This window comes from Muribacter muris (genome assembly GCF_004569585.1).
Lineage (GTDB): Bacteria > Pseudomonadota > Gammaproteobacteria > Enterobacterales > Pasteurellaceae > Muribacter > Muribacter muris.
On record NZ_SPPA01000012.1, the window covers coordinates 22,445 to 37,704 of the forward strand.

The 15,260-nt window shown below is 45.9% G+C and carries 12 protein-coding genes and 1 pseudogene; 9 read left to right on the plus strand and 4 right to left on the minus strand.

The features are described 5' to 3' along the window. Positions 1 to 69: 69 nt before the first annotated feature. The 8 genes from E4T80_RS06480 (at position 70) to potC (ending at position 9,728) form a co-directional block, all read left to right on the plus strand. Complete coding sequence (locus tag E4T80_RS06480) at positions 70 to 2,685, plus strand: penicillin-binding protein 1A (RefSeq protein WP_135056313.1); 2,616 nt, start codon at positions 70 to 72, stop codon at positions 2,683 to 2,685. A gap of 230 nt (positions 2,686 to 2,915) precedes the next feature. After that, positions 2,916 to 3,437 (plus strand): shikimate kinase AroK, encoded by a 522-nt coding sequence (gene aroK, locus E4T80_RS06485; RefSeq protein ID WP_047975883.1) that lies wholly within the window; start codon positions 2,916 to 2,918, stop codon positions 3,435 to 3,437. A gap of 19 nt (positions 3,438 to 3,456) precedes the next feature. Next, positions 3,457 to 4,545 (plus strand): 3-dehydroquinate synthase, encoded by a 1,089-nt coding sequence (gene aroB / locus E4T80_RS06490; RefSeq protein ID WP_135056316.1) that lies wholly within the window; start codon positions 3,457 to 3,459, stop codon positions 4,543 to 4,545. An 8-nt stretch (positions 4,546 to 4,553) separates the two neighbouring features. Further along, a complete protein-coding gene (locus E4T80_RS06495; RefSeq protein WP_135056319.1) occupies positions 4,554 to 5,372 on the plus strand; it encodes a Dam family site-specific DNA-(adenine-N6)-methyltransferase in 819 nt (272 codons plus the stop codon). Positions 5,373 to 5,400: 28 nt separating this feature from the next. Then, positions 5,401 to 6,759: a sodium-dependent transporter gene (locus tag E4T80_RS06500; protein ID WP_135056322.1), complete on the plus strand. Its 1,359-nt coding sequence runs from the start codon at positions 5,401 to 5,403 to the stop codon at positions 6,757 to 6,759. Between the two features lie 242 nt (positions 6,760 to 7,001). Beyond that, positions 7,002 to 8,114 carry a spermidine/putrescine ABC transporter ATP-binding protein PotA gene (potA, locus tag E4T80_RS06505; RefSeq protein ID WP_135056325.1) on the plus strand — a complete coding sequence of 371 codons (1,113 nt, stop codon included), beginning with the start codon at positions 7,002 to 7,004 and terminating at the stop codon, positions 8,112 to 8,114. After that, a complete protein-coding gene (potB, locus tag E4T80_RS06510) occupies positions 8,101 to 8,961 on the plus strand; it encodes a spermidine/putrescine ABC transporter permease PotB (RefSeq protein ID WP_135056328.1) in 861 nt (286 codons plus the stop codon). Before potA ends, potB begins: the two co-directional genes overlap by 14 nt. Then, positions 8,961 to 9,728 carry a spermidine/putrescine ABC transporter permease PotC gene (gene potC / locus E4T80_RS06515; RefSeq protein ID WP_135056331.1) on the plus strand — a complete coding sequence of 256 codons (768 nt, stop codon included), beginning with the start codon at positions 8,961 to 8,963 and terminating at the stop codon, positions 9,726 to 9,728. Before potB ends, potC begins: the two co-directional genes overlap by 1 nt. Positions 9,729 to 9,986: 258 nt before the next feature. Here potC and purD read toward each other — a convergent pair whose 3' ends face one another. From purD to E4T80_RS06535, 4 genes and pseudogenes are all read right to left on the minus strand, one after another. Beyond that, entirely contained in the window at positions 9,987 to 11,273 is a 1,287-nt protein-coding gene (gene purD, locus E4T80_RS06520) for a phosphoribosylamine--glycine ligase (protein ID WP_135056334.1), read from the minus strand. Between the two features lie 166 nt (positions 11,274 to 11,439). Next, positions 11,440 to 12,584, minus strand: a pseudogene (locus E4T80_RS06525) (cytochrome-c peroxidase). Between the two features lies 1 nt (position 12,585). Continuing rightward, positions 12,586 to 14,496 carry a DNA topoisomerase IV subunit B gene (parE, locus tag E4T80_RS06530; protein WP_135056337.1) on the minus strand — a complete coding sequence of 637 codons (1,911 nt, stop codon included), beginning with the start codon at positions 14,494 to 14,496 and terminating at the stop codon, positions 12,586 to 12,588. Positions 14,497 to 14,561: 65 nt separating this feature from the next. Beyond that, positions 14,562 to 14,957, minus strand: coding sequence for a MerR family DNA-binding protein (locus E4T80_RS06535; RefSeq protein WP_135056340.1), 396 nt, complete (start codon positions 14,955 to 14,957; stop codon positions 14,562 to 14,564). A gap of 70 nt (positions 14,958 to 15,027) precedes the next feature. Between E4T80_RS06535 and E4T80_RS06540 the strand changes: the two genes are divergently transcribed. Further along, positions 15,028 to 15,228 (plus strand): heavy-metal-associated domain-containing protein, encoded by a 201-nt coding sequence (locus E4T80_RS06540; protein WP_135056343.1) that lies wholly within the window; start codon positions 15,028 to 15,030, stop codon positions 15,226 to 15,228. Positions 15,229 to 15,260: the final 32 nt, after the last annotated feature.

Below are 15,260 nucleotides of genomic sequence, written 5' to 3' on the forward strand. Positions count from 1 at the left end.
TATCACGAACGTTGAAGCTATTTTGGTTTCAAATGTTAATGTCGTCATTTAGTAAAAGAGAATTTTTCGATGAAGATCGTAAAAATAATATTTAGTGCTTTACTTACGCTATTGATTGTGACTGCAATCGGCGGCGGGTTACTCTATATGCATCTTAAAGCGGATTTACCCGATGTCAGTAGTTTGAAAACCGTTGAATTACAGCAACCAATGCAAATTTTTACCGCAGACGGTAAACTCATCGGCGAAGTGGGCGAGCAGCGCCGTATTCCGGTCAAATTAGATGATGTGCCACAGGCACTGATTGATGCGATTATTGCTACCGAAGATACCCGTTTTTACGAGCATAAAGGGATTGATCCTAAAGGGATCTTACGGGCAATTATCCGTTCAACCCAAGGGGATACCCAAGGGGCAAGCACCATCACACAACAATTAGCCCGCAACTTCTTTTTGTCGCCGGAAAGAAAAATAGAACGCAAACTCAAAGAGGCTATTCTAGCGATTGAAATCGAAGAAAATCTCTCTAAAAACGAGATTTTGGAACTCTACCTCAACAAAATTTATCTCGGCTACCGTTCCTACGGGGTTGCCGCAGCCGCTAAAACCTATTTTAGCAAACGCCTTGATGAACTAACCCTTTCCGAAGTGGCGATTATCGCCGGTTTACCGAAAGCGCCTTCAACAATGAACCCGTTATTTTCGGTTAAACGGGCAGAACATCGCCGTAACGTTGTGCTTGGGCGAATGTTAGAGGTCGGCAAAATTACCAAAGCGCAATTTGAACAAGCGAAAGCCGAACCCGTTATCGCAAAATTTTACGGCTCGGCACTTGAATTTCGTGCCGACTATGTAACGGAAATGATCCGTCAGGAAATGGTCAAACGCTATGGCGAAGATGCCGCCTACAATAAAGGGTTCAAAGTCTATGCCACGGTACTGTCCGCCGATCAAAAAGCGGCACAAGACGCTCTGCGTGATAACTTAATCCATTACGATCGCCGCCACGGCTGGCGAGGTGCTGAAAAATTATGGCAACCAAAGGAAAAAGCGTGGGATGAAGAAAAGATCATCGATCATCTAAGCAAACTGCCTTATTCCGAGCCGTTTACCGGTGCAGCCGTCCTTGCCATTACCAAGGAAAAAGCCGATATTTTGCTGCCTAACGGTGATCGTGCCATACTCAAATTTGCCGGAATGAAGTGGGCAAGAAAATTCATCAACGACTCCGCACAGGGCAAAACCCCAACAAGCGTAAAAGATGTGCTAAATGTCGGTGAACAAATTTGGGTGCGCCAAGACAGCAAAGGAAATTGGGAGCTGGGGCAAATTCCGGAGGTCAATTCCGCCTTAGTCTCGCTCGACAGCGATAACGGTGCTATCGAGGCGATTGTCGGCGGTTTTAGTTTTGAACAGAGCCGCTTTAACCGTGCGACCCAATCGTTAGTGCAAGTCGGTTCGTCCATTAAACCGTTCATCTACGCTGCGGCATTAAACAAAGGGTTAAGCCTCTCGACGACGATTAGCGATAAGCAATTAACCATCAAAAAACGCGGGCAAAAACCGTGGACACCGAAAAACTCGCCAAATGTCTATTCAGACACACCGCTACGTTTACGGGTAGGGCTAGGTTTATCCAAAAACGTGATAATGGTGAGAACAATGCAAATGGCAGGGGTCGATTATGTCGCCGACTATCTGCAACGTTTCGGCTTTAACCGTGAACAATACCAAGCGACCGAAGCCCTTGCCCTCGGCGCTGCCTCCTTTACACCGCTTGAAATGGCAAGGGGCTATGCGGTGTTTGATAACGGCGGCTACTTGATTGAGCCTTATATTATCGATCGCATTTTAGATAATCAGGGCAATGAACTCTTTAAAGCAAACCCGAAAATTGCCTGCTTTGCGTGCGATGATAAGCCGGTTGTTTACCCAGAACCTGCCTATTTCGATTTTGTGAAAATCGAAACACAGAAAAGCGTAGAGGCAGATGCCGAAGTTCTTGATCCAAGCACGGCGAAGGAAACTGAAAATGAGGTCATTCCGGAATTGGAAATTGCGACCATCAATAAAGAAAACGCGCCCAATCTAATGGCAGAATCCGCTCACAGCAACCAAGAAGTTCAATATGCACCGCGGGTCATCAGCGGGGAAGTTGCCTTTTTAATACGTAGTGCCTTATCCAGTGCGATTACCGGAGAAAAAGGGCAAAGTTGGCGAGGCACTAGCTGGCGTATTGCTAACGAGATCAAACGGAAAGATCTCGGCGGCAAAACAGGGACGACCAATAATGCCAAAATTACGTGGTATGCCGGCTTTGGGGCGAATATCGTAACAACCGTCTATGTCGGTTTTGACGATAATAAACGGGAACTTGGGCGAGGCGAAGCAGGCGCACAGACCGCAATGCCGGCGTGGGTTCGCTATATGAAAGTGGCACTTGCCGATAAAGCCGTGCGAAACGAAGTCATACCGGCAAATATTGTGGAGGCCAAAATTGATACCGTCAGCGGTTTTCTAGGCGACGGCTTAACCGAATACTTTATCAAAGGTACCGAGCCGACCAGACGCTTTATCGTCGAAAAAGCCATCGAAGCACCAAAATCGAATAACGATGCGTTAAATAAACGCTTAGGCTTACCGCCACCGGGCGTATTGCAAATTCAAGGTAAAGAATTATTCTAAACAGCGATATTGCACTTGTTTAGGTTGAAAAGAGGGGCGATTTATTGCGATAATATCGCCCATCTTTATTTAGGGCGATTTGTGGTGAAATTGACAGACAAGTGTGTTGTTTTTAATCACTTTTGAAAAATTTAAGGCAAAACAGACCGCTTGTACCCTTTGCAAGCGGTCTGTTTTTTCGCAAACTTTACCACAAATTAAATTTCAAACTTTTTTATTAGAAAAGAACAATGGCAGAAAAACGTAATATTTTCTTAATCGGGCCGATGGGTGCAGGCAAAAGTACCATTGGACGCCAGTTGGCTCAAATGCTTAATATGGATTTTTTAGACTCGGACGCCGTCATCGAAGAACGTGCCGGTGCAGATATTGATTGGATCTTTGATATTGAAGGCGAAGCCGGTTTCCGTAAGCGTGAAGAACGCATCATCAATGAATTAACCCAAGCACAGGGGCTGGTACTTTCAACGGGCGGCGGCTCTGTACTCTCAAAAGATAACCGTAATTTCCTCTCCGCACGCGGAATTGTCGTTTATTTAGAAACTTCAGTGGATAAGCAGTTTGAACGCACACAGCGGGATAAAAAACGCCCATTACTCCAAACAGACGATCCGTACCAAACTCTAAAAGAGTTAGCGGAAATTCGCAATCCGTTATACGAAGAAATCGCCGATATCGTGTTACAAACCGATGAACAGAGCGCTAAAGTGGTCGCTACCCGCATCATCGATATGATGGATAACTTACAGTAACAAACAAAGAGGTCGCAAGATGTTACAGGTCAATGTTGAATTAAAAGAACGCCGTTATCCTATTTTAATCGGAGCCGGCTTACTGGCAAAACCGGAAAGCTATGCACCGCTAAAGAAAGGGGATAAGGTAATGATTGTGTCAAATCCGACCATTGCCCCGCATTATCTTGCGACTGTTGAACACACACTAACCCAACTGGGTTGTCAGGTCGATAGCGTACTGATTCCCGATGGGGAAAAATACAAGACCCTTGATTCCCTTAACCTGATTTTTACCGCTCTGTTGGAAAAAAATCACAACCGAGATTCAACTCTAATCGCCCTAGGCGGTGGTGTGATCGGTGATGTGGCAGGTTATGCGGCAGCCTCTTACCAACGGGGGATTCGTTTTATTCAAATCCCGACCACCTTGCTTGCGCAGGTCGATTCTTCGGTCGGCGGCAAAACGGCGGTCAATCACCCGTTGGGCAAAAATATGATTGGGGCGTTCTATCAACCGATCAGCGTCATTATTGATACCCTCACTCTTGCCACCTTGCCGAAGCGTGAAATCAGTGCCGGCTTAGCAGAAGTGATCAAATACGGTGCGATTTTTGATCTGCCGTTTTTTGAATGGTTAGAGCAACACATTGACCATCTTATTGCGCTCGACCAAGCGGATCTCTGCTACTGCATTCAACGTTGCTGTCAGCTAAAAGCCGACGTTGTAGCACGGGACGAAACGGAAAAGGGTGATCGCGCGCTCCTAAACTTCGGGCATACTTTCGGACACGCTATTGAAGCGCATCTCGGTTACGGGAACTGGCTACACGGTGAAGCGGTTGCGGTCGGAATGTTGGAAGCCGCAGCACTCTCCGAGCAATTCGGCGATCTCAATGCACAGGACGTAGCACGTCTTGAAACCCTGCTTGCCAAAGCAAATCTGCCGACCATTTCGCCGGACGGTATGCTGCCGGAAGCCTATCTGCCTTATATGTGGCGAGATAAGAAAGTGTTAAGCGGTCAGTTACGCCTGATTTTACTCAAAAAATTAGGGGCGGCTTATGTCAGTTCGCAAGCAAGCGAAGCGCAAGTGATTGCGGCAATTTCCCGCTTTACCCAAGCCTAATTTTTTCAATGAAGCAACGAGCCTTTTTAAAATGGGCAGGCGGGAAGTACCGTTTAACCACTGAAATTGAACGCCATTTACCCAAAAAGGCTTGCCTTGTTGAGCCTTTTGTCGGCGCAGGTTCTGTTTTCTTAAATACGGATTTCGACCGCTATCTCTTAGCCGATGTTAATCCCGATTTGATTGGCTTGTTTAAAACCGTCAAACAAGATGTCGAACGTTATATTCAGCATACGCAAGCCCTGTTCTTTCACGCTCACGCCAATACACAAACGTTCTACTTAGCGCAGCGGCAGCAATTTAACGCCTCAAGCGATCCCTTTGAGCGTGCGGTCTTATTCCTCTATCTCAACCGCTTTGGTTATAACGGTTTATGTCGATATAACCAAAAAAGGCAATATAACGTCCCGTTCGGGCGTTATAAAAGTCACTATTTTCCGGAGAAAGAACTCCGTTTTTTCGCCCAAAAGGCACAGCGGGCAGAATTTATCTGTGCGGATTTCCAACATACCTTTCAGTATTTGTTTGAACATCAAGACGATTATGTCGTCTATTGCGATCCGCCCTATGCCCCGCTCCAACAGGACAGCAATTTTACCGGCTATGCCGGCGGCGGTTTCAGTTTAACCGAGCAAGCCGAACTTGCGGCTTGGGCTAGAAAAGCCCAGCAACAACATATTCCGGTGCTTATTTCTAATCACAGCACGGCGTTTACCCGCCAAATTTACTCGGGTGCAATACTCAAAGAATTTAAAGTGCAACGCAGTATCGGACAAAAATCACTCTCACGGGTGAAAGTCAATGAACTCTTTGCACTCTTTGCGTAACCATTTTTAGTTTTATAAAGGAAAAAATATGACTCATCATCACACGGAACGTCAATCTTGGTCTAGCCGTCTAACCTATATTATGACCGTTGCCGGCGCGACGGTCGGCTTCGGTGCAACTTGGCGTTTTCCCTATTTAGTGGGGGAAAACGGTGGCGGTGCTTATGTGGCACTTTTTTGTATTGCGATGATCGTGATCGGTATTCCGATGATCTTAGTGGAAAATGTGATCGGTCGCCGAATGCGGGTGAATGCGATTGACGCTTTCAGCGGCTCGGCAAACGGCAAAAAAATTCACCGAGGTTGGAAACTGCTCGGTTATATGGGGCTACTTGGTTCGTTCGCTATTCTCGCCTACTATATGGTACTGGGCGGCTGGGTGTTGAACTATATCGGCAGCCTGCTCAACGGCACGCTCGATCTCTCCCGCCCGATTAGCGTAGAAACCACCGCCAGCTATTTCAACGACAGTATTTTCAATAGTCCTTTTAGCATTATCGCCTATACCGCCCTATTCGTTGTAGTGAACTATTTCATCTTAGCAAAGGGGATTGTGGACGGCATTGAGCGTGCGGTTAAATACCTAATGCCGCTCTTATTCCTGTTTTTGATTGTAATGGTCGTGCGTAATATTACCCTCCCCGGCGCAATGGAAGGAATCCGCTTTTATTTAATGCCGGACTTTAGCAAAATCAGCGGCAAACTGTTTGTATTCGTGTTGGGGCAAGTTTTCTTCGCACTCAGCTTAGGCTTTGGAGTGCTGATCACCCTTTCCAGCTACTTAGATAAAAAAGAGAATATCGTCAAAACCGCCACCATTACCGGCATTATGAATACCGTGATCGCCGTGTTGGCAGGTTTTATGATTTTTCCTTCGCTGTTTAGCTTCGGCATTGCGCCTAACTCCGGCCCGACCTTAGTCTTCCAAAGTTTACCGATTGTCTTTTCAAATATGTGGGGCGGCACAGTGTTTGCAGTGATTTTCTTCAGTCTGTTAGTGGTGGCGGCATTAACCACCTCGCTAACGATCTATGAAGTGATTATCACCGCCTTACAGGAAAAAATGCATATCGGCAGAAAAACCGCGATTGCGCTGACCCTCACAACCATTTTTGTGTTGGGAAATATCCCGTCCGTACTCGGCGATAGCCTTTGGAAAGACGTTACCATTATGGGCAAAAGTATCTTCGATGCCTTCGACTACATCAGCGGAAACATTCTGTTTATCTTGACCGCCCTCGGCAGTGCCGTCTTTGTCGGCTTCGTGCTTAAAGAGGACGCCAAAGCCGAACTGAACGCCGGCAAATTATTCACAACCCTGTGGTTTAACTATGTGCGCTTCGTTATTCCGATCATCATTTTAGTGATATTTTTCAATTCCTTATAGTCGGCTCTAAGACAAGCGGTCGGTTATGCGTGCTATTTTGCAAAAAAAATGGCAGATAACCGCCCGCTTGTGTTTTTGATAAAGAACAATTTCGTCTAAATCCAAATTTTTTCTTTCATTCCCCCCCTATTCACTATATCATTGCACCCTGTTTGAATGCGTAATAATGGCGCTTTTTTTGGACTGAATCTCTATTCAGATTTTGCATTTTCTCAAGACTCCCAGGGGGAAAACAAAAATAAATGGAAAAGTTAGCACAAAAACCAATTATTGAGCTTCGTTCTATCACTAAACGTTACGGTGAAAAAACGATTATTGATGGCTTAAATCTGACGATTAATGACGGTGAATTTTTAACCATTCTCGGTCCATCAGGCTGCGGTAAAACCACCGTGTTACGTTTAATCGCCGGTTTTGAAGAACTCACGGACGGTTCAATTATCCTTGACGGGCAAGACGTATCGGATATTCCTGCCGAACAACGCCCGGTAAATACGGTTTTCCAAAGTTATGCACTTTTCCCTCATATGACTATTTTTGAGAATGTTGCATTTGGTTTAAAAATGCAGAAAGTGCCGAACGATCAAATCAAGCCGAGAGTAATGGAAGCCTTGCGAATGGTACGCTTGGAAGAAATGGCACAACGCAAGCCGTCCCAGCTTTCCGGCGGTCAGCAACAACGTATTGCCATTGCCCGCGCCGTTGTCAATCAACCGAAAGTACTCTTGTTAGACGAATCCCTGTCCGCTCTCGACTACAAGCTGCGTAAAGAGATGCAAAACGAGCTGAAAGCCCTACAACGTCAGCTCGGCATCACCTTTATTTTCGTTACCCACGACCAAGAAGAAGCCTTGACAATGTCCGATCGGATTATCGTAATGAACAAAGGCAATATTGAACAAGACGGTTCGCCGCGTGAAATCTACGAAGATCCGAAAAATCTCTTTGTGGCACGCTTTATCGGTGAAATCAACGTCTTTGATGCAACCGTGATTGAACGCATCAGCGACAAAACCGTAAAAGCGAACGTTGAAGGACGTATTTGCGAAATTCACACCGACATTGCGGTACAACCTCAACAAAAACTGAAAGTGTTGTTACGCCCTGAAGATATTGTGATCGAAGAATTGGACGAAAACGAGAGTTCCAAAGCCATTATCGGACACGTTAGTGACCGTACCTATAAAGGAATGACCCTTGAATCTAACATTGTGTTGGATCACAACAATATGAAAGTGTTAGTCAGCGAATTTTTTAACGAAGACGATCCGCATATTGACCACTCAGTCGGTCAAAAAGTGGCATTAACCTGGCACGAAGGTTGGGAGGTTGTACTAAACGATGAAGATCGCTAGTCATAAATTCCAAAATATCACCGTTGCGGTGATATTTGGTTGGTTAATTTTCTTTGTCTTAATCCCGAATTTGCTGGTGCTGTTCACCAGCTTTATGACGAAAGACAGTAGCAATCTCATTGAATTTAGCTTTTCATTGGATAGCTACAAGCGGTTAATTGACCCACTTTATTCACAAGTGCTGTGGAATTCCTTCTATATGGCGGGGATTTCCACATTGATTTGTTTGGTGATTGGCTATCCGTTTGCTTTCGTGATAGCGAAATTGCCGGCAAAATATCGACCGTTTTTGCTCTTTTTGGTGGTATTACCGTTCTGGACAAACTCGCTTATCCGCATTTACGGAATGAAGATTTTCCTTGGAGTCAAAGGGGTGCTTAACAGTACACTCTTAACCCTTGGGATTATTGACCAGCCAATCCGGATTCTCAATACCGAAGCAGCGGTTGTCATCGGCTTGGTTTACATATTATTGCCGTTTATGATTTTACCGCTCTACTCTTCCATTGAGAAAATTGACGGACGCTTGTTAGAAGCCGCCAAAGACTTGGGCGCAAACGCTTTCCAACGTTTTATCCGCATCATTATCCCGCTTACAATGCCGGGCATTGTGGCAGGCTGTTTATTGGTATTGCTACCGGCAATGGGAATGTTCTATGTTGCAGACTTGCTCGGCGGTGCAAAAGTCTTGCTCGTCGGTAATATTATTAAGAGCGAATTTCTCGTTACCCGCAACTGGCCGTTCGGCTCGGCAATCAGTATCGGCTTAACCGTATTGATGGCGTTAATGTTATACATTTACTACCGAGCAAATAAATTGATGAATAAGCAGGTGGAGTTAGAATAATGAAGCGTGTTTTTAAAAGCCTTTTTATGTTTGTCGTGTACGCCTATTTGTACATTCCAATCATCATTTTAGTGGTTAATTCATTTAATGCGGATCGCTACGGTTTAACCTGGAAAGGATTTAGCTGGAATTGGTATGAACGCTTGTTTAACAACGATACGTTGATTCAATCCGCCGTTCACTCCATCACTATTGCATTTTTTGCGGCAACCTTTGCGACTTTAATCGGTGCATTAACCTCGATTGCGTTATACCGTTACCGCTTCCGTGGTAAACAGTTTGTCGGCGGAATGTTATTTGTGGTAATGATGTCGCCGGATATTGTAATGGCTGTATCCTTACTGGCGCTGTTTATGTTAGTGGGCGTGTCTCTAGGCTTTTGGTCGCTACTGTTGGCACACATTACGTTCTGTTTACCCTATGTGGTTGTTACCGTTTCATCTCGTTTGAACGATTTTGACGGCAAAATGTTGGAAGCAGCGAAAGATCTCGGTGCGGGCGAATTAACGATTTTGCGTAAAATTCTGCTACCTTTGTTACTCCCTGCAATCATCTCCGGTTGGTTATTAAGTTTCACAATCTCCCTTGATGATGTGGTGGTTTCTTCATTTGTTACCAGCGCAAGCTACGAAGTATTACCACTGAAAATCTTCTCATTAGTAAAAACAGGGGTAACGCCGGAAGTAAACGCTCTCGCAACCATTATGATTATCTTCTCTTTAGCTCTCGTGGTACTCAGCCAACTAGTGTTGCGGAAGAAAGACTAATTCTGATAACGTGGCTATTATCTAACCAAAAAGCACGCTTTAGCGTGCTTTTTTATTGCATAAGGCGATAAGAAATTTTACCTATTTTCGATACACTTCCGACCGTTAAATAAACTCAACTTTACGGCAACTTAGGCAAAACATACTGATGTTATTATAATCATCGTATTATTCTCATATTAAAAGGACGCCAACTTGGCGCCCTGTCATCCCAACATTAATGTTATTGCAAAGAAATTGCAAAAGGCAACCGCTTGTTTATGAGGCTTGCTCACGGACAACGGCACGGTAGCCAATATCTCGGCGATAGAAACGACCTTGCCATTGAATTTGTTCGGCAAGTTTAAGAGCTTGTTGTTGAGCATCGAAAACACTCTCGCCAAGAGCGGTGGCACATAACACACGTCCGCCATTCGTCAGTAATTTACCCGCTTTTTGTTCCACGCCGGCTAAAAAGACTTTCTGTCCGTGTTGTGCGGCAGCAATACCTTGAATTTCATCGCCCTTACGGTAATCTCCCGGATAACCTTCCGCTGCAAGTACGATACCTAACGCAGCCTGTTCACACCATTTAGATTGCACTTCATCCAGCTTGCCTTCACAGGCTTTTATGCAAAGCTCGACCAAATCAGATTCCAAACGCATCATAATCGGTTGGGTTTCCGGATCACCAAAACGGCAGTTAAATTCAATCACTTTCGGCTGCCCGTCCGGCATAATCATCAAACCGGCATAGAGAAAACCGGTATAACGGTTATTTTCCGCCGCCATTCCCTTAACGGTCGGATAAATCACTTCCTGCATAATACGTTGGTGAATATCGGGTGTTACCACCGGTGCGGGCGAATATGCGCCCATTCCGCCGGTGTTCAAGCCTTTATCCCCTTCGCCGACCCGCTTGTGATCTTGGCTGGTTGCCATTGGTTCAACGTGTTCGCCGTCCACCATTACAATGAAACTTGCTTCTTCACCGTCTAAAAATTCTTCAATAACAACACGGCTACCCGCTTCACCAAAGGCATTACCGGAGAGCATATCTTTAACCGCTTCTTCCGCTTCCTGCAAAGTCATTGCGACAATCACACCTTTACCGGCAGCTAAACCGTCCGCTTTGATGACGATCGGCACCCCTTTCTCACGCAAATAAGCAAGTGCTGGTTCAATCTCGGTAAAATTTTGGTACTCTGCGGTTGGGATACGGTGGCGGGCTAAAAAATCTTTCGTAAACGCTTTTGAGCCTTCTAATTGTGCGGCGGCTTGTGTCGGGCCAAAAATCGTTAAGCCGGCAGTACGGAAGGCATCGACAACACCGATCACCAAAGGGGCTTCAGGCCCGACAATCGTCAGCCCAATATCGTTATTTTTCGCAAATTCAACCAACGCCGGCACATCAGTCGCCGAAATCGCCACATTTTCAATACCCGACTCTAATGCCGTCCCTGCATTGCCCGGTGCGACAAACACGTTAGTCGCCAAAGGCGATTGACGAACCTTCCACGCCAGTGCGTGTTCACGCCCGCCGTTACCAATAATTAGAATATTCATAAATTTCTCTCAAGATAATTGCAAAAAAGGGGATAAATTCAACCGCTTGCTTAACCGCAAACGTTTGCGTATTCTACCGAATTTATGTCAATTCTAAAAGAAAAACCGTTTATGTAGCGCATTTTATGAATTTGGGCGAGAACCCTTGCTCAAGCACTCTCAAGTCTTACTCATAACGGGCATCTGTCAATGTCTTTAAAAATGCTTCCAAAGCCTCAATCTCGGCATCGGAAAGCAGCGGGGCTTTTAACATTTTATGCGCCACAGTCGGCGGGTACTCGGCTTCCGCCCAAGGCTGATTGGTTTCAGGGTTATTCTTTCGTTTCGGATTATTGAAACTATCCAAATAAAGCAACACTGTTTTCAGTTCTTTAAATACCCCATTGTGCATATAAGGCGGAGTTACGGCAACATTGTGCAGGGTCGGTACTTTAAACTTGCCTATTTGGCGAGGATCGCCCGCAGCCTTAGGATTGCCTCCCAACCCTCGGTCGATATAATCGGCAGGCAAGCCATTATGCTTGATTAACGCAGGATTACTCGGCACGCCAATATTTTCATAATAGTAATTGGTAAAGGTTTCTTGAGAATGAGGTTGATCTGAATGTCTGAGGTGGCAACGGCTGCAATGTGTTTTTTCGGGATTAAAAAAGAGTGCTTTGCCTTGTGCCTCAAGCAGCGTCAGTCTATATTCTCCTTTGAGGGATCTATCGTATTTCGAGTCAAACGGCGCAAGCAGTACGCTCTCTTTTTGGAACGTGGCTAACGCATCTTCCATTGCGCCATATACATCATCAACCGTATTCCAAACTTTCTCGCCGTAATGTTGGGTAAGAAGATTAACATACATTGGCATATATAATAGCCGTTTAGCGAGGCTTAGTTTATCGGGCATTCCCATTTCTAACGGATCAAGCGGTGGCATTCCGGCTTGTTTTTGCAAATTATCCGCCCGACCGTCCCAGAACTGCCCGCCGACATAGCTTTGGCTTTCGGGATCGAAATGAAATTCGGGCGAAAATCTCGCATAGAGAATAGTCGGCGAGTTACGCACACCAAATAGTGCGGGATTATCCCCTTGCGACACCATTCCCTGCCCACTATTTTGGCGAGTATCAATAAAAGCGGCATCAGGGTTATGGCACGCGCACAATTTTGCGTGCCGTTAAATGAAAGCCGATGATCGAAGAACAGAATTTGTCCTAACAAGGCTTTATCAATTCCCCCTGCCGGCACTACACGCTCTGCACTCTCTTTTGCACCTACTGACAAAGTCGCGAATAGCAACCCGAAAACAAAGCCGATTTTCATCTTATACCGCCAAATCGGCTTCGTTACCTCGGTCTTGAAGCCATTGCTTACGATCTTCCGCACGTTTTTTCGCCAACAACATATCTATCAGCTCCAACGTGGTGCTACCGTACGCCTGTTCTTCCTTATCTTCAAAAGTAAGCTGTACTAAACGGCGTGTATTCGGATCCATTGTCGTTTCACACAACTGCTCGGGATTCATCTCTCCCAGCCCTTTAAAACGCTGCACGCTCGGTGTGCCTTTTTTCTTGGCAAGTCGAGCCAAAATTGCCTCTTTTTCCGCTTCATCAAGGGCGTAATGAACCTCATTTTTACCAATATCGATGCGATAAAGGGGCGGCATCGCTACATAAACGTGTCCGTTTTTCACCAATGCCGGGAAATGACGTAGAAACAAGGCACACAACAAAGTCGCTATGTGCAGCCCGTCCGAGTCCGCATCAGCTAAAATGCACACTTTACCGTAGCGGAGCTGGCTTAAATCATCGCTATCGGGATCAATCCCCATTGCCACTGCAATATCGTGCACTTCGGCAGAGGCTAACACTTGATCCGGCGAGACTTCCCAAGTGTTGAGAATTTTACCCCGTAGCGGCAAAATGGCTTGGTATTCTTTATCCCGTGCCTGTCGTGCCGAGCCGCCCGCAGAATCGCCCTCCACCAAAAACAGTTCGGTTCGGCTTAAATCCTGCTGGGTGCAATCCGCCAGTTTTCCCGGTAATGCCGGCCCGCTTACCAGCTTCTTACGCACCACTTTTTTCTCCGCTTTCAAGCGGTTTTGTGCCGAACTAATTGCCATTTCCGCCAGTTGTTGCCCTAGCTGCACATTTTGATTGAGCCACAAAATAAACGCATCTTGCACGATATTATCCACATAGCCGGAGGCTTGGCGGGAAGAAAGCCGCTCTTTGGTTTGCCCCGCAAACTGTGGTTCCTGAATTTTGAGCGACAGCACATAAGCACAGCGATTCCACACATCATCGGCCGCCAACTTTACCCCTCTTGGCAACAAGTTATGCTGCTCACAGAAAGTATTCATCGCTTTGAATAACCCTTGACGCAAACCGTTCACGTGCGTGCCACCCAGTGAGGTCGGGATCAAATTCACATAACTTTCGGTAATTAACTCACAGCCCTCCGGTAGCCACGTTAATGCGCAACTGACCGCCTCCGTTTCATTCACCACATCGCACATAAACGGCGGGTTCGGTAACGTTTCATACTGCTGCAAGGCTTCATTGAGGTAGTCGGCGATACCGTCTTCGTAATACCACGTTTCTTGCTGCTGGTTGATATGATCAGTAAAGTGAATGGTCAATTTCGGGCAAAGTACCGCTTTCGCCCGCAATAAATGACGCAGTCGGCTGACGGAAAATTTCGGCGAATCAAAATATTTCGGGTTTGGGTAAAAACGTACCGTCGTCCCCATTTGACGTTTTGGGCATTGCCCCACGATTGTCAATTCTTCGACTTTTACGCCGTTGGCAAACGCAATCGTATAAATATTGCCGTTGCGTTTAATCGTGATTTCCACCCGTTCCGACAAGGCATTCACCACCGAAATTCCCACCCCGTGCAAACCGCCGGAGAAAGTGTAATTTTTGTTAGAGAACTTACCGCCTGCGTGCAATTTGGTAAGAATAAGCTCTACCCCCGATATTTTTTCGGTGGAATGAATATCGACCGGCATTCCCCGCCCGTTATCCGTTACCTCAAGGGAATTGTCGCTGTGCAGGATCACTTCAATGTGATTGGCAAAGCCTGATAACGCTTCATCGACACTGTTATCGATCACCTCTTGCCCTAAGTGGTTCGGGCGGGAGGTATCGGTGTACATTCCGGGGCGTAACTGCACCGGTTCGAGATCTTTTAACACGGTGATTTCATCGGCACCGTAGCGTTTTTCAGACATAACTTGGCTCTTTATTGTAAATAAACACAGGGGTGAATTTTAACGAATTAGTCGGAACGGGACAATCAAAAATTATGCTTTTCCAGCCCTTGTAAAATGGAACATTCCGGCTTTTCATTGCCTTGACAGGCGCAATGCCAACTCTGTAACAAGGAAACCATTGCTTCTAAATCGGCAATTTTCGCTTTTAATTCAAGGATATGCTGTTCGGTAAGCCGTTTTACCTCACGGCTGGAACGTTGGCTATCATCATTTAATTTTAACAACTCGCCGATTTGGGCAAGGGAAAAGCCGACTTTACGGGCATTGCCGATAAAATGTAACCGCGCCAGCATCTTATCGCTATAAAGGCGATAGCCCGATGCCGAACGTGCCATTTCAGGCAGCAGCCCTGCTTTTTCATAATCTCGAATTTGTTTGGCGGAAAGCCCGCTAAGTTTGGCGGCTTGGCTAATATTCATTATGCTTGACTTTAACTTAGGGTAAAGGTTTATGATGCGGCTACTTTATCAAACTCAAGAGGAAAACAAAATGGTAGCGACCACATTAAAACTCGGCGGTTTACACTGCCAACACTGCGTCAAAAGCGTTGAAAACGCCCTCAACCAATTACCGACCGTCCGCCGAGTGTCTGTCGATTTAGCCGCTCAAACTGCCGTGATTGAGAGCGAAGAAGAGGCTCAAACGTTAATCGATACCGTCATCGACATCGGTTTTGATGCAAAAATCTAGCCGAAACTGACCGCTTGTTAAGCCGCAGGAGC